Below are 19,128 nucleotides of genomic sequence, written 5' to 3' on the forward strand. Positions count from 1 at the left end.
GGGAGCGGCCCGGCCGGCGACCGGGGTGGTGACAGACGCCGCCGATCAGTAGGGACCGTTCACGTTGTCGATCGAGCCGTAGCGGTCGGCCGCGTAGTTGCACGCGGCGGTGATGTTGGCGACCGGGTCGTAGCTGTCGGTCGACGTGCCGGGCACGTGGTACGCCTCGAACGTCGGGGCGATGACCTGGAGCAGGCCCTTCGAGGGGGTGCCGGCCGCGGCGTTGGAGTCCCAGTTGTTGATGGCCTGGGGGTTGCCGCCGGACTCGCGCATGATGTTGCGGTGGATACCGTCGTACGAGCCCGGTATGCCGTGCTGCGCCATGATGTCCAGCGCTTCCTTGATCCAGCCGTCGAGGTCGTTGGTGTAGGTCTTGGCGGCGGTCTCGACGGCCTCGGTGGCCTTGCCCTCCGACGCGTTCTCGGTGGAGGCGGTCGGGGCCGAGGAGGACCCGGTGGCCTTGGCCGCTCCGGAGAGCTTCAGCTTGAGGCCGGGGTGAATGAGCGACGGGTTGTCGCCGACGGCGGCGCGGTTGGTCTTGTACAGCGCCTGCCAGCCACCGCTCACGGAACGGGCGTCCGCGATCTTCGCGAGGGATTCGCCCTTCACGACGGTGTGGGTCACCTTCTGGACGGCGCTCGGGGCCGCCTGCACGTGCTGCGGGGCGGGGGCGGCGCCCGCCGTGGTGGCGGTCACCAGCGGAAGGGCGAGTGCGGCACCACCCGTGCCTGCGGCGATGAGGCGGCGGGCGAGCGGGCTGGTGCGGGAACGGCGGTGCTTACCCTGTGCGGGCATGACGAAATCCTCTCCGTCGCCTGCGAGGTGAGCTGTCGGGTTCGGGCGGGAGATGCCCGGTCGCGCGGATGGCGCGACTTCACCCCGAGCCGGTCCGTGGTAACGAATCGGCGACTTACCTGGGTCCCCCGCTCCTGCCGTCCATGAGTGGTTGGGTGCGGTTTCCGGACAGCGGCAGGATTCGGCGTTCCGTCCGGAATGACGAGAACGTAAGCGAGAAGGTCCGGACGAAACAAGTCCTGAATTCACAGCGCGTTGTCATTCAAGGATCCGGGGCCGGGCAATTCGAATTCCGGCGAGGCCGTTCAGGGCTCAACTTTCTTTTGCCGCACGGGAGGTGGGGCGTGGCGGTGAGCCGTGGGCGCCGGTGAAACTGTGACACACATCACGGGTCGCGGATGCAACCGCCCGGACACAACACCACCCAGAAACGGACAAGTTAGGCTCGATATATACATAACAACCCGCGCCACAAAATGGACAAATGGCCGTTTTGTAAGAGTTGACGGAAAGCCGGAGATCGCGGTTCGAACGGGGGCGTCCGGTCCCGGAAAGACTCGACGCCTTCCGCGGGCTCCTGTTCGAGGAGCGGTGCGGAAGGCGTCGAAGGGATTGCGGGAACCGGCTTACCGACCGGGTCCGGAGGCGCCGTTGATTCCGGGGGCGCCGTTGATGACGAAACTCGACCCCGGCTCGACGAGGACATCGCCCTCGGCGGAATCGGTGATGGTCACGTCCGTCAGCGTGGCGCTTCCCCGGGCTCCGCCCATGGCCAGGATGCCGGAGCCGTTGTTGGACCTGTCGATCGTCACTCCGCTGATCTCGACGTCCGGTACGTTGCCGCCACCGTTCTTGAACTGAATGCCGTCATACGTCGAGTCGGAGATCTCGGTGTCCCTGATCTTCACTCCGGTGATGTCGCGGCTCGCCGGGAAAATGGTGATCGCCCCGAACTCCTGGTCCTCGTTCCAGAAGGCACCGCCCGTACGGTGGAGCGCGTTTCCGGTGAGCAGGGTCTCGCCCGAGAACGGCAGCGGGTCATGGTCGGTGGCCAGCATGATGCCCGGGTAGTTGGCCGTGTCGGCGATCAGGTTGTTCTGCACCTTGTTGCCGTAACCGCCGTATATCGCGACGCCGTTGGCCCGCCAGGGCAGCTGGATCGTGTTGTTGGTGAACGCGTTGTCGTGGGCGATGTCCACCGCCGGGTCCTTGACATAACGGTTGGCCCAGACGGCGAGCGAATCGTCGCCCGTGGTGCGGAACGAGGAATTGTCCACCGACGAATTCCGGGTGCCGTTGGTGAAGTTGATGCCGTCCGCGTATGTGTTGCGGATCCGCATTCCGCTGAACTCCAGGCCGTCGGCGGGACCCCAGAGCGCGGGAATGTTGTCGTAGTCGCGGCCGACCCAGACCCCCACGTTGGCGTGCTCTATCCATACGTTGGAGATCTTGATGTTCTGCCCGAAGCGGCCGTTCAGGCCCACACCGCCCTCGGCGCCCCCGCCGCCGCGGATCCGGCCGGAGCCGAAGATCGCGATGTCGGAGATCTGGGTGTTGTCGTCGATGTCGAAGCCGAAGTTGCCCTCGTGCGGGTGGTTGATCCCGCCCGCGTTCTGCGGCTCGGTGAGGGTGTAGAGCTGCGAGTGCCACATGCCGGCGCCGCGGATCGTGACGTCGCTGATCCCGATCTGGTTGTACTGGCCCTGGTTCGCCGGGTCGTCGGTCAGGATCTTCTGCTCCTGGCGCCACCGGCCCTCCGGGATCCAGACGCAGGCGATGTCGCCGTTCTGGTCGGCGGTCACGGCGTCCTGGATGGCCTTGGTGTCGTCGTCGCCGTCGTCCGGCACTGCGCCGTACTCGGTGATCGAGGTGCACTCGGCCGGCTTGCTCGCGGGCGGTGCCACCTGCTCCAGGTCGATCAGATCGACGATGTAGAACGACGCGGAGTCGTCCGCGTCGCGCTGGAGCTTGAACTTCGTGCCCGCCGGATAGCTCTTCTCCAGCAGCGCGTGCGACTCGTCGAAGAGCCGCCGGGCGTCCGCCTGGGGCGAGTTGGTCAGCGACTCGGGATCGTCGGTGTTGCCGTACAGCCAGCTGTGCTTGGACGACAGGTCCAGCTTCTGCACGAAGGCGCCGTCGGCGTAGAGGCTGAGGGTGGCGTCGATGCCGCCGCCGCCCGGCGCGTCGGGTATGGAGTTGCGTACGACGATCGAGTTGGCCTCGTTGGTGGAGGTGAACTCCACGAACTGCCCTGAGCTGTCCAGTCGTACCGATTTGCGGCCGGACGACTCGCTGCCGAAGTTGGTGTGCCCGAAGGTGCGCTTCGGGTCCGCCTCCAGGAGCGTGCCCTCGTAGTCGGCGGCCTCCGCCTCGTACTCGACGTACGGGAGGGCGGCCCCGCGCTCGGCCGCCGCCGGCCGCGCCGACGTGTCGTCGGCCTCGGCCGGCCCGGGCGCCGCCGACGCGGCGGGCAGGAGTCCGACGACGAGCAGGCCGGTCAGGGAGATGCCGGTGATCAGTCGTCGTCTCAGATGCTTCGACTTCATGGTGTCCTCTGTTTCCGTGGGGTCGACAGAGTGAGAAATGCCGGTCCGTGGTGGGGGTGGACGGCAGGACCGCGATCAAACAGGACAGAACGCCTGCCCCGATCTTGCAAGAGAACCGCAGATAATTGAGCTGCACAGTTCGGGTCCTGCGATCAGGCAGTGCGAGTTTTCAAGCATGTCACCGGTTTGTCAACAGCCCGCGTCGGACGGGGACTTGGCGCGGGACGGAGTGCGGCCGGGGTGAACCGCCGTCGGGAGGCGGCCTGGCGTACGGCCGCGCGATGCGCCGGGCGCACGCGCGGAGAGTGAACCCGATCAACTGGCTGTTAGCTCCATAGGACCAACATCGCTGGTTCTTCTGGACCTTTCCTCTCGAACATGGCCAGCATTGATTACAGCGAGTAGTCATTCGCTCCGGGGTGCGGCACCGCCGCACCCCGTGCTCCGACGATCCCTGAAAGGACCTGGCACAGCCCCATGAGAGATCCCCGCTCCCGCACCAGGCTGTCCCGCACCCTGGCGGCCTTCGCCGTCGTCGGCGCCGTCGCCGCGTCAACTCTCGCCGGTGCGGCCCCCGTCGCCGCGCACGGCGGCGAGGGCCGCCACGACCACGCCACCAGGGCCGGCGTGGAGCCCGCCGAGAAGCCCGAGGTCGATCCCGCCGAGGTGGCGGTGCTCGGCCGTGAGCACGCGCAGGAGCACGCCACGACGCGCCAGGGAGCCGAGGATCTCGGCACCTACCCGCAGGCGACCCGTACCGCCCGGCTGAAGTCGCTCACCGAGAGCCAGCGCAGGACGAACAGCGAGTACCGGGCGTCGGACTCCGGCGTCTTCAGGGAGTACTTCGACTCACCGGACTTCGGCGTCCACATCGCCCAGTTACCGACGGGCAAGGTGCTCCTCTTCTCCTTCGAGCGGATCGAGACCGACCCCACGAAGGAGACGGCGCCCACCCAGGTCGTCGGCGCCGCCAACCGGGGCCGCGCCTTCCTCTGGGACCCCGCGAAAGGCACCGGCGACGGCGCCTTCAAGAAGGTCACCCCGCCCGCCGTCACGATGCCCGACAGCACGGGCGTCTCCCGCCCCGCGCCCGTCTTCTGCGCGGGCCACGCCTTCCTGCCGAACGGGATGCTCGGCGTCTTCGGCGGCAATCTCGGCGGCAACGGCGGCTCGGGCGCCAAGCTGTCCTTCGTCTTCGACCCCTGGAGCGAGACCTGGGCGATGAACGAGGACATGTCCGTGGGCCGCTGGTATCCCAGCGTCGTCACCGGCCCCGACGGCCGGATGCTCATCATGTCCGGCCAGTCCGAGCTGGGCTGGGGCACGCCCACCCCGATCGTGGAGCGGTTCCCCGCGCTGGGCGACCCCGTGCCGTATCTGAAGACCGACGTCCCCCGGTTCCAGGACGTGGACCGCTTCCGCGCGGACGCGCCGTACAAGCTGGACTACCCGCACCTGTTCAGCCTGCGCGACGGGAAGATCTACGGGCTCGGACGCAGCCACGACCAGCAGTGGCTCTTCGACCCGGTCAAGGAGACCCGGGCCGATCTGGCGCAGCGGCCGGGCGCCGTCGACCGCAGTTACGGCTCCGCGGTCCCGCTCCCCGGCGGCTTCCGAGGCCCGGACTCGGTCCTGGTCCTCGGCGGCGACCGTACGGACCCGAACACCTACCAGCTCGCCGCAGGCAAGTGGAAGACCAAGGAGGCGCGGGCCTTCGGCCGTACGCAGGACAACACGCTGCTGCTGCCCACCGGGAACCTGCTCACGGTCAACGGCTCCTACGACATCCGCGACTACGGCAACGGGCAGTACAACCCGAACGCGGACCTGAAGTACCGGCACACGGAACTACGGGACGAGAACGGCGACTGGCGGCTCGGCCCCGTCCAGCGGCTGCCGCGCGGCTACCACTCGAACGCCGTGGTGCTGCCCGACGGGCGCGTCATGGTCACCGGCGACGAGGCCCAGCAGATCGCCAACGACCGTGACATCAAGGACGACATGGACGGCACGATCGAGATGTACGAGCCGCCGTACCTCCACAACGGGGCGCGTCCCGTGCTCGATTCGGCGCCGACCCGGCCGCTCGTCTTCGACGAGCGGTTCACCGTGGCCAGTTCGACCGCCGGCGAGGTGAAGCGGGCCGTGCTGCTGGCGCCCACGACCGCCACGCACTCGGTCAACACCAGCCAGCGCCATCTGGAGTTGCGGATCAAGCGGCAGGGCAACGGGGAGCTGGACCTCCAGGCGCCGCCGACCGCCGAGGCCGCGCCGCCCGGCTGGTACATGCTGTTCCTGCTCAACGAGGAGGGTGTGCCCAGCGTCGCCAAGTGGATCTCCCTCGTGCCGGCGGGGGCGCGGTCATGACGTATGTGATGGAGCCGCCGAAGACGTACGACCCACCCGTCGCCGAAGCGGTGCTGCCGCTGCGCCGGAGCCGGGAGATCCAGGGCGACATCATCGCCGGGGCCAAGAAGGACCATGTCCAGCTGCTCCTGCTGAAGTTCGAGAGCGACCGGCTCGCAAGGATCTGGCTGCGCCGGCTGCGGCCCCGGATCGCCACGACCCGTCAGGTCGCCGCTTTCAACGCGGAGTTCAGCAGGGCCCGGAAGCAGTCCGGCGGGGACGATCCCAAGGCGCTCAACGCCGTATGGCGGGTCGTCAGCTTCACCTATCCCGGGCTGAAGCTGCTGGCCGGGCGCGATCCCTTCCCGTCGGTGCCGCCCGGCAGCACCCAGGAGGCGTACAAACAGGGTCCGGCCGCGCGCGCCGCGATGCTGGGCGACACGGGCCAGTGCGCCCCGGAGCACTGGCTGTTCGGCAACGGGACGGGCCAGCCGGTCCACGCGGTGCTCACCGTCGCCGCCGACCGTCCGCAGGATCTGCGGGTGGCGCTGACCGAGGAGCGCGAGGAGGCCGTCCGGCACAAGGTCGTGATCGTCTTCGAGCAGGACGGCGCGACGCTTGAGGGAAGCCGCCGGGGCAAGGAGCATTTCGGCTTCAAGGACGGCATCAGCGAGCCGGCGATCAAGGGATTCGACCCGCCCGACCCGGACAGGCCCGAGCACAAGAAGGGCAGCCCCGGCACCCGGATCATCCCGGCCGGTGAGATCGTCGTCGGGTACGAACGGGACGACGGGAAGCGCAGCGACCTCCCGGACTGGGCGCGGAACGGCTCCTTCCAGGTTGTGCGCCGGCTCGCGCAGGACGTCCCCGGGTGGTGGGCCCAGGTCGCGGCCCGGCTGAGCGACCTCAAGCGCCAGGAGGCGGTGCCGCCGGAGGCGACGACCGAGTGGCTGGCCGCCCGTCTGGTCGGCCGCTGGCGTTCGGGCACCCCGGTGTCGAAGTGCCCGCACGCGGACAGCCCGAGCGACGCGGAGGCCTGGTCGGACAACGACATCAGCTACCGGGGGGACCCGGAGGGCGAGATCACCCCGCTCTTCTCGCATCTGCGCAAGACCAGCCCGCGCGACGGGCTGCTGCTCCACTCGGGCGACAAGGAGACCGTGCCGGAGAAGGGCGTGCTCGACGGGCGGCGCATCATGCGGCGCGGTATCCCCTACGGGCAGCCCTTCGACCCCGCCGGCAGCGCGGGCAACGGCCCGGACGCGCCGCGCGGTCTGGTCTTCGTCTGCTACCAGGCGGATCTGGTGCGGCAGTTCGAGTTCATTCAGAAGGACTGGATCGAGGACCCGGACTTCCCGAGGCGGAGCGCGGTGCCGGGCCGGGATCCGCTGGTCAGCACGGCCACCGACGTCAGCTTCAAGGGCTGCTCGGTGCGCTTCGAGCAGTTCGTCAGGACGGAGGGGGCGGTGTACGCGTTCTCCCCCTCCCTCTCGACGATCGAGCTGCTCGCGGACGGCAAGCTGGACGGGGGCGGCGCCCCGGACGGCGACCGCATCCTGGAGGCTCCCTTCACGCTGCGTCCCGGGGACGGGCCCGTCGGCACGGCCAAGGCGAGACTCGTGATGCGGCGGGACGGCGATCTCGCCGTCCTGGACGAAGGTGATCAGGTCCGCTGGGCCGCGGGCGTCGCCGACAGCGGCGGAGTCAGAGCGGTCTTCCGTGAGGACGGCGACATCGTCGTCCTCACGGCGGCCGACAGGCCGGTGTGGAAGTCCCGCACCACCGGCAATCCCCACGCGAAGCTCCTCGTCCTCACCGACGGGAACGTGGTGATCCGCGCCGCCGACGGCACGGTGGTCTGGCAGACCAACACCGCGCACTGACCGGCGCCGCGCGCCGGCCCGAGGCCGCGGTGGACGGCGGCCCCCCAACCGCCGTCCACCGCACTCCGCACCCCGCGCCGTCAGGGGCGATGATGGAGGTATGGCGAATCCGACAATCCTGACCGTCGACGACGATCCGGCCGTCTCACGGGCGGTCGCCCGCGACATCCGGCGGCACTACGGCGAGAGCTACCGGGTGATGCGCGCCGTGTCGGGCGAGGAGGCCCTGGGGGCGCTGCGGGAGATCAAACTGCGTGGGGACCAGCTCGCGATCATGCTGGCGGACTACCGGATGCCCCATATGAACGGCCTGGAGTTCCTTGAGGCCGCCATGGACCTCTTCCCGCTCGCCCGCCGGGTGCTGCTCACCGCGTACGCGGACACCGAGGCCGCGATCGACGCCATCAACGTCGTGGACCTCGACCACTATCTGCTCAAGCCGTGGAGCCCGCCGGAGCAGAATCTCTACCCGGTGATCGACTCGCTCCTGGAGCTGTGGCTCGCCACCCCCGATCCCGTGGCCACCGAGACCCGGGTGGTGGGCCATCGCTGGTCGGCGCCGTCCTTCGCCGTACGCGACTTCCTCGCCCGCAACCTGGTGCCTTTCCGGTGGCTGCTCTCCGACGAACCGGAGGGGAGCCGGCTGCTGGCCGCCGCCGGGCTCACCCAGGCGGACGTGCCGATGGTCGTCACCTCCGACGGCAAGACGCTGGTGAACCCCTCCGAGCGGGAACTCGCCGCGCACGTCGGGCTGAGCACCGTACCGACCTCCGACTTCTACGACCTGGTCGTCGTCGGTGGTGGCCCGGCGGGGCTCGGGGCCGCGGTCTACGGAGCCTCCGAAGGGCTCCGTACGCTGCTGGTGGAGCAGCAGGCCACCGGCGGGCAGGCCGGCCAGAGCAGCAGGATCGAGAACTATCTGGGCTTCCCCGACGGAGTCTCCGGCCAGCAGCTGACCGAACGGGCCCGCCGCCAGGCGCTCAAGTTCGGGGCGGAGATCCTCAGCACGCAGCGGGCCGTCGCGCTGGACGCGGCGGGCTCCGGCCGGGTGCTGCGCCTCGGCGAGTCCAGCTCGGTCACCGCGCACACCGTGGTCCTCGCCACCGGGGTCTCCTACCGGCGGCTCGGCGCCGCCGGTGTGGAGCAGCTGACCGGCACCGGCGTCTTCTACGGGTCGACGGTCACCGAGGCGATCAACTGCTCCGACCAGGACGTCTACATCGTCGGCGGCGCCAACTCCGCGGGGCAGGCCGCCGTCTACTTCTCCCGCTACGCGCGCCATGTCCATCTGCTGATCCGCCAGGGTGATCTGAGCCGTTCCATGTCGAGCTATCTGATCGACCAGATCAACGGCATCCCCGCCATCGAGGTCCATCCGTGGACGGAGGTGACGAGCGCGGAGGGCGACGGGCATCTGCAGAGCCTGACCCTGTGCGACAGCCGTTCCGGGGAGAGCTGGGACGTGCCCACGTCGTGGCTGTTCGTCTTCATCGGCGCCGAGCCCCGTACGGACTGGCTGGACGGCTGCGTCACCCGCGACGAGCACGGATTCGTCCTGACCGGGACGGACCTCATGACCGGCGGACAGCGCCCGGCGGGCTGGCGGCTGCCACGCGACCCCTACCACCTGGAGACGAGCGTCCCGGGCGTCTTCGCCGCCGGTGACGTGCGCGCGGCCTCGGTCAAGCGCGTCGCCTCGGCCGTCGGCGAGGGCGCCATGGCCGTCTCCCTGGTGCACCGATATCTGGAGGCACAGTGACCACATCCTCGGAGGACCGGCTGACACCGGACCAGCTGCGTACCCTCTTCCTCTTCGAGGCCCTCAGCCTGGAGCAGCTCGACTGGCTGTCCGCGCGCGCCCGGGTCGAGCGGTGGGAAGCCGGTGAGGTGGTCTACCGGGAGGGCGAGCCGGCCATCTGCTTCTTCGTCCTGCTCAGCGGGGCCCTCTCGCTCCACCGCGTGCTGCACGGCGACGACGTCGAGGTCAACAGAACAGATCAGCGGGGCGTCTACAGCGGCGGGACGCGCGCGTATCTGGGCGACCGGGTCGAGCAGACCTATCAGCACACGATGCGCGCGGTCAGCGACGCAGAGTTCCTGGTCCTGCCGGCCGAGGAGTTCGCGTGGGCGGTGCGCACCTGGTTCCCGATGGCGCTGCATCTGCTGGAGGGCCTGTTCTTCGGTACGCGCGCGGCCAACGCGATCGTCAGCGAACGGGAGCGGCTGCTGGCGCTGGCGTCCCTCTCCGCCGGGCTCACCCATGAGCTGAACAATCCCGCGGCCGCCGCGCTGAGGGCGACGGCCGGGCTGCGCGAACGGGTCACCGGTATGCGGCACAAACTGGCCATGATCGCCGACGGCCGGGTCGACGGGACCGAACTGCACCGGCTGGTCGGGCTCCAGGACGACGCCGTGCGGCGGGCGGCGACGGGCGTGAACATGACCGCGATGGAGGCCGCCGACGCCGAGGACACCGTCGGCGACTGGCTGGAGGACCACGGCATCGCCCGTGCGTGGGACCTGGCGCCGTCGCTGGTGGCGGCGGGCATCGAGGTCGAGTGGCTGGAGGGCGCGGCCAGGACGGTCGGTGCGGAGCATCTCGACGCGGCGGTGCGCTGGATCACGTACACCATCGACACCGAGCTGATGATGGGCGAGATCGACGACTCCGTCGAGCGGATCTCGGACCTGGTCGGGGCGGCCAGGCAGTACTCGCAGCTCGACCGGACGCCGCTCCAGATCGTCGATGTGCACGCCCTGATCGACGCCACGCTGACGATGCTCCAGGCCAAGATCCCCAAGTCGGTGCGGGTGGTGCGGGAGTTCGACAAGGACCTGCCGTCGATCCCGGCGTACGGCGCGGAGCTGAACCAGGTCTGGACGAATCTGATCGTCAACGCGCTGGACGCGATGCCGGACGGCGGCACGCTCACGGTGCGCACATGGCGTGAGGAGGACCGGCTGCTGGTCGAGATCGGCGACACGGGGACGGGGATCTCGGACGAGGTACGGCCACGGATCTTCGAGCCGTTCTTCACCACCAAGCAGGTGGGTGAGGGGACGGGGCTGGGTCTGGACATCTCGTACCGGATCGTGGTCAACAAGCACCACGGTGACATCAGGGTCACCACGCGCCCCGGGGACACCCGCTTTCAGGTCTGCCTGCCGATCCAGGAGGAGTCGGGGAACGACAGGGAGGAGTCGGAAGGCAAGCAGGAGTCGGAGGGCAGGGAGGACACGACGGACCGGGCGGAGACGGCGGGCCGCCGGGAGGAGTCGGCGGGCCGCGCGTCAGGACAGGGGTCCGCCGGCCAGGAGTCCGGGACGCCCGGCCGGTAGCGGAGGGCGGACGGTCAGCCCAGCAGCTGATGGGTGAAGCACCAGCGCCAGTCCTCGCCGGGCTCCAGGGAGCGCATGACGGGGTGACCGGTCTGCGTGAAGTGCTCGGAAGCGTGCCGAAGGGGCGAGCTGTCGCAACAACCGACATGACCGCAGGTCAGGCAGAGGCGCAGATGCACCCAGTCCCTGCGGTCGAGTGCGACGCAGTCGACGCACTCGTCGGTCGGCGAGAGGGGCGCCACGTCAGCATTCGCGTTGGCGAGATCTGTACATGTACCCATACCGCGATCCTACTGCGGCGGACCTGTGCCGGCGCGATGGAGAACGGGTGTACGGGAACGTCACGGTCCGGCACGGCCGGACACCGGAGAGTACGGCGAAGTCCGTGAAGACCGGGGACTTCCGGTGCCCCGGCAGGCAGACTGACCCTCGTGACGACACTGAGCAAAGGTGCCAATCTTCCGATAACGGTCCCCGCTGTACGGGCCGTCCTCAGCTGGTCGGCAGGGCCCGGCGTCCCGGACGTGGACGCCTCCGCGCTGCTGCTGACCCCCGCCGGCCAGGTCCGCTCCGACGGCGACTTCGTCTTCTACAACCAGCCGCGCCACGCCTCCAACGCCGTACGCCATCTCGGCAAGCGGCCCGGCGCCGACTCGGTGGAGGTGAACCTGGCCGGGCTGGAGCCGGGTATCGACCGGGTCGCGCTGTGCGCCTCCGCCGACGGGGGGACGTTCGGGCAGGTGCCCGGTCTGCGACTGCTGGTGCTGGACGCGGCGTCGGGCGGGGAGCTGGCCCGGTTCGACATGGCCGCCGGTTCCGAGACGGCGTACGTGAGCGGGGAGCTGTACCGGCGGGCCGGCGGGTGGAAGTTCCGGGCGGTCGGGCAGGGGTACGCGAGCGGGCTGGCGGGGCTGGCGACGGACTTCGGCATCACGGTGGACGCGGAGCCGGAGCCGACGCCCGCGCCGGTGCGGCCCTCCGTTCAGGCGCCGCCGCCGCGCCGGGCCCAGGCCGCTCCGCCCGCCCCTGCTCGCGCCGCGCGGTCCGCCGGCCGCCCGCCCGCGCCCCGGCTCACCAAGGGTGAGGAGCGGCTTCCGGTCGACATGCGCAAGCGCCTCTCGCTGCGCAAGGAGCAGGTCGCGGTCAGCCTGGACAAGCACGGAGTGACCGGGGTCGTCGCGCGCGTCATCCTCGTGCTCGACGCGTCGGGCTCGATGACCAATCTCTATGCGCGCGGTGTGGTCAAGAACGTCGCCGAGCGGATGGCGGCCGTGGCGGCGCTGCTCGACGACGACGGCGAGATGCAGGCGTGGACGTTCGCGACCAATCCGGCCCGGCTGCCGGACCTGGTGATCGGCGAGCTGCCGGAGTGGCTGCGTCTGCATGTGCGGGTGGGGCAGATGAGCCTCTTCGGGCGTAAGAAGCCGCCGAAGGGGCTGGTGTCGGGGCAGGTCGACATGCGGGCGGTCGGTTTCCAGAACGAGGAGCAGAAGGTCATCGCGGACGTGCGCGCGTACGTACGCGACAATCCCGTGCCCGCGCCGACGCTGGTCCTGTTCTTCTCGGACGGCGGGGTGTACCGCGACGGTGAGATCGAGCAGCAGCTGCGGGCGGCGGTGGAGGAGCCGATCTTCTGGCAGTTCGTCGGGCTCGGCCGGGCCAACTACGGCGTACTGCAACGCTTCGACACGATGGCGGGCCGCCGCGTGGACAACGTCGGCTTCTTCGCGGTGGACGACATCGAGAGCGTCTCCGACCCGGAGCTGTACGACCGGCTCCTGTCGGAGTTCCCGTCCTGGCTGAGGGACGCGAAGCGGGCGGGCATCCTGCGCTGAGCCTCGCGCCGGGTCCGGGCGACGCGCAGGGGGCGGGGGTGGTGGACCCGTCGATGCCGGCGGCGGAGGTGCTCGCGGGCGATCGTCACGTCGATGTCGATGACGTGGTCGGCGGCGAGGGTGATGTCCACCGCGAGAGGTCCGACCCCGCCGCCGCACGACACTGGCGCTCGCGCGCCACCGGGCGTGGTTGCGCCGTAAAGCGCCGCCGCCGGGCCACGACTCGCGGCCGGGCGGGGCGGCGGACGGCGACTCGCCGGCAGGCCAGCCGACAACTCGTTCGTCGGCCCAGGCGCGACCGGGCGCGGGGCGCGCCTGGCGGCAGACAGCACCCCGCCGCCAAACCAGACCCCACCGCGAACGACCCGTTCGCCGGACGAGGCGCCCCCGAGCGCGGGGCGAGCCACCGCAGCACGAGCTGGACGGCAAACGGCACCCCGCCGCCAAACCAGACACCACCGCGAACAGGCCGCCAGGCCCGGCCCGCCGCCAACGACCCGTGCGCCGGACGAAGCGCCGCCGTGAGGCGAGCCTTCGCACCATGAGCACGGCGGCAGACGGCGACCCGCCATCCAGCCAGACCCCACCGCGAACGACCCGTTCATCGGACGAGGCGACGCCGGGCGCCGGGCGGGCCGCCGCGAGGCGATCCTGGCGGCAAACGGCGACCCGCCGTCAAACCAGACACCGCCGCGAACAGGCCGCCAGGCCGGGCCCGCCGCGCACGATCCGCTCATCGGCCTGGGCGCGGGCGTGCGCCGGGCGAGCCGCCGTGAGGCCAGCCTTCGCACCACGAGCACAGCCGCAGACGACGACTCGCCGTCAAGCCAGCCGACAACTCGTTCGTCGGACGAGGCGCCTGGCGGTGGCGTGAACGCGTGCTGATCGGTGGGCGTCGACGCCGACAGCAGTCGGCCCGCCCACGTGCCGTCACTTGCGGCGGATCGTCCTCAGCGGGCTGTCGGGGCGCCAGAGGCGGATGATCAGTTCGTCGGCCTCCACCGACGTGAGCACCGCCTCGTGCAGATCGAGGCGGAACGCGTGGAAGTCCCCCGGCGGCTCCGAGCCGGTGGTGTAGCGGCGCTTCTCCGCCGGGTCGGTCACCTCTGTCGCGACTCCGGTGACCTTGGCGTCGCCGTCGGCGCTCGGGTGCGCGTGGATCGCGCAGCGGCCGTCGCGTCGCAGGTCCAGCGCCTTGACCGCGCCCGGCATCGACCCGAACGACAGATCCGGCCCGAGGAAGGCGACCTCGCTGCCACTCACACGAGGTGCCCCGTCCTTCCGCAGCGTCGCGAGGACATGGGTCTCGGCCGCCTCGAACCGGGCCCTGATCGTCGAGGCGAACTCCGGTTCCGCGCTCTCGAACTGCTTCCAGGTCGCCATCTCAGCCTTCCTGTCGGTCCTGAAGGCGTTTGCGCTCGGGGGTGTAGTGCCACCAGGGGCGGGCGGGGCGGCCTTCCGCCTGGTCGACCGCGGACATCACCGTATCGAGCAGGCACGGGTCGTGGCGCCGCCCGGCGGCGGCCGACATCCGCTCGTACAGCTCCACCGGGTCCTGGTCGACGAGCTGTGCGACCCTGGTGATGCCGATCGTCGCGAAGTGGCCCGCCACCGACCGGCCGACGTTGGCCAGCCGCGTGAGATCCGATCCGTCGTTCGAGGTCACCGTGACCCCTCCTTCCTCGGCGGGATGTTGAAGTTGATCCGGAACCTGTTCTCCGGGTCGCGCCGGGCCTTGACGGCCCTGAGGCGCCCGAAGCCGGCCGGGGTGTACGCCGCGTACGCGGTCGGGCCCGGTGTCCTCGACGCCCGCGAAGTCGAGGTTGATGCCCCCGGTGCTCCAGGGACGCAGCGCGCTCAGCAGGGCGTCGCGCCGCCGAAGTGGCGCAGCTCGGCGACGAACGGCGCGTCCGCCCCCGGTCCGGCCGGCCGGACCGCTGCCGCCACGTCCTGGTCACCGGTGGGCTCGACCACGTGGGCCGGCCGGGGCTCGACGGCCCTCTTCAGTCCCCGTCGCGGGTCCGTGTCTGAGCTCATGCGGCCAACGTAGGCAGGCCGCCCGTGCGGGGTCTTGTACGAATCGGACACGGCCGACCGGGCTCCGACCTCGCGGCGGTTCGGGGCGGGTCAAGATCGCGGGGCTACGATCCCCCCATGGCGGACAAGAGCTACGACGTGATCGTGATCGGGACCAGCCAGGGCGGTCGTTTCCTCCCCGTCGATCTCGCGAAGGCCGGCAAGAAGGTGGCGCTCGTCGAGCGCGGGAGTCTCGGCGGGGTCTGCGTGAACATCGGGTGCACCCCGACGAAGACGATGGTCGCCAGCGCCCGCCTCGCCCACCAGGCGCGGCGCGGGGCGGAGTACGGCGTGCGGACCGGCCCGGTGTCGGTCGATCTCGCCGCCGTACGGGAGCGCAAGCGGGCGATGGTCGCGGGCGCCCGGGAGAACTACGCGGGCCGGCTGGCGCAGGAGGGGCTCGACCTGATCGAGGGCGAGGCCCGGTTCACCGGTCCCAAGACGCTCGACGTCGCCCTGACCGGCGGCGGCACGCTGGGGATCGGGGCGCCGGTGATCGTCCTCGACACCGGTACGCGGCCACGGCCCCTGACGATCGACGGCGCGGGGGACGTCCCCGTCCTGGACTCGACGTCGATCATGGAGCTGGACACCCTCCCCGAGCATCTGCTCATCCTCGGCGGCGGCTACATCGGGCTGGAGTTCGGGCAGATGTTCCGCAGGTTCGGGAGCGAGGTCACGATCGTCCAGACCGGCCCGCGTCTGATGGCGACGGAGGACGAGGACGTCTCCGACGAGGTGGCGGGCATCCTGCGCGACGACGGGATCACCGTCCTGACGTCGGCCACGCCGACACGGGTCGAGGACGCGGGCGACGGGCGCGTGCGGATCACCGTCCGTGACGCGGACGGCGAGCGGCGGATCGAGGGCTCCCATCTGCTGGCCGCGATCGGCCGTGTCCCCAACACGGAGGCGCTCGCGCCGGGGGCGGCCGGAATCCGGCTCGACGACAGGGGTTTCATCGAGGTCGACGAGTATCTGGAGACCTCCGTCCCCGGGGTGTACGCGATGGGGGACGTCAAGGGCGGTCCCGCCTTCACCCATCTGTCCTACGACGACTACCGCGTCCTGCGGGCCGCCCTGCTGGGCGGCGAGCGAACGAGCACGCGCGGCAGGATCGTCCCGTACGCCATGTTCATCGACCCGCAGCTGGGCCGGGTCGGCATGACCGAGCGGCAGGCCAGGGGGCAGGGCCGCGAGGTGCACGTCGCGAAACTGCCGATGAGCGCGGTCATCCGGGCTCTGGAGACCGGGGAGTCCCGCGGCTTCATGAAGGTGGTCGTCGACGCGGGGACCGGGCAGATCCTCGGAGCCGCCGTGCTCGGCTCCGAGGGAGGCGAGATCATGACGATCATCCAGGTCGCCATGCTGGGCAAGCTCCCGTACACGGCCATGGCGGACGCCATCTTCACGCACCCGCTGCTGGCCGAGGGCCTCAACAGCCTGTTCGCCGCCGTCGACGCCTGAGCGCGGCGCCCTCGGGGCGGCCGGGCCGAGGGCGGGCCGTCCGCCGGTCCCGGTCCCGGTCCGGCGCCGCCGGTACGCCCGTCACAGCCGCTCCAGATAGGTGAAGCCCGTGTCCGGGCCCACGCACGACTGGAGGGTGAGGTCGCCCCAGTAGAGGCCGTGGGCCGGGGCGCCCCGCCCCGGGGTGAGGTGGCGGGCGTACACCCGGTAGCGCAGGACCTCGCGGGGCGTCTCCACGGTCACCACCGTGCCGATCGCCAGCGTCGCGAGCTGCCCGAAGCCGCAGAAGTCGTGGCCGACGACAACCGCCGTACGCATCGCGTAGCCGTCCTCCTCGCCGAGGTCCGGACCCGCCCACTGGACGGCGTCGCGGCAGGCGTCCACGGCGTCCTGGCCGCCGCGCACGATCCTGGTGGACCACGACCCGATCCGCAGCGTCGTCCCGGTCGGCCGGGCGGTCGACCTGGGCTCCGCGGTGGGCTTCGCGGGCGGTGACTCCGGGGTGCTCGGGCCGACGGTCGGACGGGCCGGTGCCCCGGGCGCCGTCTTCCCGGGCGGGCGCGAGGGGAACGCCGGCGGGCTCGGCCGACCGGTCGTCGTACGCGCGGAAGGGGACGGGGACGGGGGCGCGGGCGAGGGCTCGGGAGTCGACCGGGGCGCGGAGGGCTCGGGCCGGGGCGTCCGAAGCGCCGACGGCGGCGCTTCGGACGACGTGGCGTGGCGCGCTGCCTCGTGGACCGCCGGGCCGGGGCCCGGGGCCGTACCGCACGCGGTGAGCGCGAGGAGCAGCGTGCCCAGGGCCGCCGCGCGCCGGAGTCGGCGCCCGTCTTCCGTCATCCGAAGCGGCCGTTCACATAGTCCGAGGTCCGGCTGTCCTGCGGGAAGTTGAACATGGCGTCGGTGGTCCCGTGCTCGACGATCACACCGGGCGTGCCCTGTTCGGCAAGGAAGAACGCGCAGTTGTCGGAGACACGTGCCGCCTGCTGCATGTTGTGCGTGACGATGACGATGGTGACCTCCTCCTTGAGGTCGGCGATGGTCTCCTCGATCCGGCGCGTGGAGGTCGGGTCGAGCGCGGAGCAGGGTTCGTCCATCAGCAGCACCCGGGGCCGTACCGCCAACGACCGTGCGATGCACAGGCGTTGCTGCTGGCCGCCGGAGAGCGCGCCGCCGGGCTGGCGGAGCCGGTCCTTGACCTCGCGCCACAGGCCGGCCTTGGTCAGGCACTCCTCGACGAGGTCGTCCTTGCCGGAGCTGTTGGCCCGGATGCCGTTCAGCTTGAGGCCCGCGAGGACGTTGTCGTACAGCGACATCGCGGGGAAGGGGTTGGGCTTCTGGAAGACCATGCCGATCTCGCGGCGGGCCCGGGTGATCCGGCGGCCCCGGTCGTAGATGTCCTCCCCGTCGAGGAGCACCCGGCCGGCGAGTGAGGCGGAGCCGATCAGTTCGTGCATCCGGTTGAGGATGCGCAGGAAGGTCGACTTGCCGCAGCCGGACGGGCCGATGAGGGCGGTGACCTCCAGGGCCGGCATGGTGAGCGAGACCCGGTCGAGGACCTTGTGGTCGGCGAACCAGGCGGAGATCTCCTCGGCTTCGAGCGTCGCGGGTGACGCCGCGCGGCTGCTCGTGGCGGCCGTGGAAAGGGACGTCGTGACGGCGGTCATGTTGGGCCAACTCCCGTTTTTTCAGAGCAGGTTGGGCAGGATTCGGGTGGCGGCGCCGGAGACGGCGACACCGAGTGCGGTGAGCACGGGTCCGGCGGCGATCCAGGTCTGCCAGGTCCCCCAGGTCCGGTGCAGCCAGACGGTCAGGAGTGCGGCGAGCAGCAGGCCCTGCGACCAGAGGAAGACCGCGAGCCAGGCGCCGTTGTCCCCGCCGAGCGCCTCCTCGGCGGGGCTGATCCAGCCGCTGCGGAGCGGCCGGGGCGGGCTGGGCTGGATCGGGGTGGTGAGCGCGGCGTCGACCCGGAGCACACCGGCGGGGGTGTACGGGGGGCCGGAGGCGGTCATGAGGGTGAGCCGGCCGCGGCCCTGGGCGAGGGGGGCGGGCAATTTGTCGCCGGGGCGGCGGACGCCCAGCACCTCGTAGACGGCCTTGCCCTGACCGGTCGTCACCTCGATCGGCGTGCCGGGTGTCAGTTTGCCGAGCGAGTTGAACGGGCTGCCGTAACCCCACTGGCGGCCCATGATCACGCTGGTGCCCTCCTGGCCGGGCAGCGCCGTGTCGCGGCGGTGGCCGGGGCCGGACATCAGGACGCCGGAGGTGGTGCCCTCGGCGACCACCTCGCGCAGTCCGAGCGAGGGGATGCGCAGGAGCGCGACGGGCGCGCCCATTCCGAGGGTCTTGCCGTCGAAGGTGCGCTGGCCCACCGGTGCGGTGCCGAGGGCGAGTTGCTTGCGCAGTTCGTCGAAGGAGGTCTGCTGGTCGCGGGCGTGCTTGAGGTGTCCGACGACGGTGAGGTTCGCGGCGAAGCCGAGCAGGACGGCGGCCAGGACGCACAGTGCCGCCCCGGCGAGCGCGAGTCCGGGGCGGGCCGGGGGCCGGTGCTCCCCGGGGCCGGGGCGCGGCACGTCGGCGCCCATGGGCGGCGGTGTCGGGGGAAGGGCCGCCGAGGACTGTGGCGGCGGCTGGGACGGCGGGGTCAGCACGGTCGTCACGTCGGGTGCGCTCCTCGCGGGTGGGGACGGGACAGGTCAGGGGGTGGGGCGGGGCCGGCCGTACGGGGGGTGGGGCGGGGACGGGTGCCCCCCCCCCCCCCCCCGGGGTTGAGAACGTGTGCAGGTCCCCCCGCCCGGCGCGCCCCACCAACAGCCTGCCGCGCCCGCACAGGCAGAGCGCGGC

The 19,128-nt window shown here is 71.1% G+C and carries 15 protein-coding genes, 1 pseudogene and 1 riboswitch; of the genes and pseudogenes, 6 read left to right on the forward strand and 10 right to left on the reverse strand.

Features of this window, described 5'->3' with window-relative positions:
* Positions 1 to 45 precede the first annotated feature (45 nt).
* The gene (locus tag ACFWU9_RS35685) at positions 46 to 795 is read right to left on the reverse strand and encodes a transglycosylase SLT domain-containing protein (RefSeq protein WP_384325251.1); all 750 of its coding nucleotides are present in this window, start codon (positions 793 to 795) and stop codon (positions 46 to 48) included.
* A gap of 4 nt (positions 796 to 799) precedes the next feature.
* Positions 800 to 992, reverse strand: a riboswitch (cyclic di-AMP (ydaO/yuaA leader).
* A 429-nt stretch (positions 993 to 1,421) separates the two neighbouring features.
* Positions 1,422 to 3,341: a glycosyl hydrolase family 28-related protein gene (locus ACFWU9_RS35690; protein ID WP_384325252.1), complete on the reverse strand. Its 1,920-nt coding sequence runs from the start codon at positions 3,339 to 3,341 to the stop codon at positions 1,422 to 1,424.
* A gap of 477 nt (positions 3,342 to 3,818) precedes the next feature.
* On the opposite strand from ACFWU9_RS35690, the gene ACFWU9_RS35695 reads away from it, so the two are divergent.
* From ACFWU9_RS35695 to ACFWU9_RS35710, 4 genes are all read left to right on the forward strand, one after another.
* Entirely contained in the window at positions 3,819 to 5,708 is a 1,890-nt protein-coding gene (locus tag ACFWU9_RS35695; RefSeq protein ID WP_384325253.1) for a galactose oxidase-like domain-containing protein, read from the forward strand.
* Entirely contained in the window at positions 5,672 to 7,570 is a 1,899-nt protein-coding gene (locus ACFWU9_RS35700; protein WP_384325254.1) for a Dyp-type peroxidase, read from the forward strand. Before ACFWU9_RS35695 ends, ACFWU9_RS35700 begins: the two co-directional genes overlap by 37 nt.
* Positions 7,571 to 7,670: 100 nt before the next feature.
* Positions 7,671 to 9,329, forward strand: coding sequence for an FAD-dependent oxidoreductase (locus ACFWU9_RS35705; protein ID WP_384325255.1), 1,659 nt, complete (start codon positions 7,671 to 7,673; stop codon positions 9,327 to 9,329).
* Positions 9,326 to 10,909 (forward strand): ATP-binding protein, encoded by a 1,584-nt coding sequence (locus tag ACFWU9_RS35710; RefSeq protein ID WP_384325256.1) that lies wholly within the window; start codon positions 9,326 to 9,328, stop codon positions 10,907 to 10,909. The genes ACFWU9_RS35705 and ACFWU9_RS35710 overlap by 4 nt, the downstream gene beginning before the upstream one ends.
* Before the next feature lie 14 nt (positions 10,910 to 10,923).
* On the opposite strand, the gene ACFWU9_RS35715 is transcribed toward ACFWU9_RS35710, so the two are convergent.
* Positions 10,924 to 11,190: a UBP-type zinc finger domain-containing protein gene (locus tag ACFWU9_RS35715; RefSeq protein WP_384325257.1), complete on the reverse strand. Its 267-nt coding sequence runs from the start codon at positions 11,188 to 11,190 to the stop codon at positions 10,924 to 10,926.
* Positions 11,191 to 11,340: 150 nt separating this feature from the next.
* Between ACFWU9_RS35715 and ACFWU9_RS35720 the strand changes: the two genes are divergently transcribed.
* Entirely contained in the window at positions 11,341 to 12,744 is a 1,404-nt protein-coding gene (locus ACFWU9_RS35720) for a VWA domain-containing protein (RefSeq protein WP_384325258.1), read from the forward strand.
* Between the two features lie 930 nt (positions 12,745 to 13,674).
* Here ACFWU9_RS35720 and ACFWU9_RS35725 read toward each other — a convergent pair.
* From ACFWU9_RS35725 to ACFWU9_RS35740, 4 genes and pseudogenes are all read right to left on the reverse strand, one after another.
* Positions 13,675 to 14,127 (reverse strand): pyridoxamine 5'-phosphate oxidase family protein, encoded by a 453-nt coding sequence (locus ACFWU9_RS35725; RefSeq protein ID WP_384325259.1) that lies wholly within the window; start codon positions 14,125 to 14,127, stop codon positions 13,675 to 13,677.
* Position 14,128: 1 nt separating this feature from the next.
* On the reverse strand, positions 14,129 to 14,410 hold the full coding sequence (locus ACFWU9_RS35730; protein ID WP_384325260.1) for a helix-hairpin-helix domain-containing protein: 282 nt from the start codon (positions 14,408 to 14,410) through the stop codon (positions 14,129 to 14,131).
* Positions 14,407 to 14,496: pseudogene (locus ACFWU9_RS35735) on the reverse strand (BBE domain-containing protein); the annotation flags it as partial. The pseudogene ACFWU9_RS35735 and the gene ACFWU9_RS35730, both read right to left, overlap by 4 nt.
* Positions 14,497 to 14,601: 105 nt before the next feature.
* Entirely contained in the window at positions 14,602 to 14,781 is a 180-nt protein-coding gene (locus ACFWU9_RS35740) for a hypothetical protein (RefSeq protein ID WP_384325261.1), read from the reverse strand.
* 117 nt (positions 14,782 to 14,898) lie between these two features.
* On the opposite strand from ACFWU9_RS35740, the gene ACFWU9_RS35745 reads away from it, so the two are divergent.
* The gene (locus ACFWU9_RS35745; RefSeq protein ID WP_384325262.1) at positions 14,899 to 16,287 is read left to right on the forward strand and encodes a mercuric reductase; all 1,389 of its coding nucleotides are present in this window, start codon (positions 14,899 to 14,901) and stop codon (positions 16,285 to 16,287) included.
* 81 nt (positions 16,288 to 16,368) lie between these two features.
* Here ACFWU9_RS35745 and ACFWU9_RS35750 read toward each other — a convergent pair whose 3' ends face one another.
* Genes ACFWU9_RS35750 through ACFWU9_RS35760 form a run of 3 tightly spaced genes read right to left on the reverse strand, consistent with a single transcriptional unit; the run spans position 16,369 to position 18,944 of the window.
* The gene (locus ACFWU9_RS35750; protein WP_384325263.1) at positions 16,369 to 17,124 is read right to left on the reverse strand and encodes a hypothetical protein; all 756 of its coding nucleotides are present in this window, start codon (positions 17,122 to 17,124) and stop codon (positions 16,369 to 16,371) included.
* Positions 17,121 to 17,951 carry a phosphate ABC transporter ATP-binding protein gene (locus ACFWU9_RS35755; RefSeq protein ID WP_384325264.1) on the reverse strand — a complete coding sequence of 277 codons (831 nt, stop codon included), beginning with the start codon at positions 17,949 to 17,951 and terminating at the stop codon, positions 17,121 to 17,123. The genes ACFWU9_RS35750 and ACFWU9_RS35755 overlap by 4 nt, the downstream gene beginning before the upstream one ends.
* A 21-nt stretch (positions 17,952 to 17,972) precedes the next feature.
* Positions 17,973 to 18,944 (reverse strand): sortase, encoded by a 972-nt coding sequence (locus ACFWU9_RS35760; protein ID WP_384325265.1) that lies wholly within the window; start codon positions 18,942 to 18,944, stop codon positions 17,973 to 17,975.
* Positions 18,945 to 19,128: the final 184 nt, after the last annotated feature.

The sequence above is a fragment of the Streptomyces sp. NPDC058653 genome, assembly GCF_042716895.1.
Classification (GTDB): domain Bacteria; phylum Actinomycetota; class Actinomycetes; order Streptomycetales; family Streptomycetaceae; genus Streptomyces.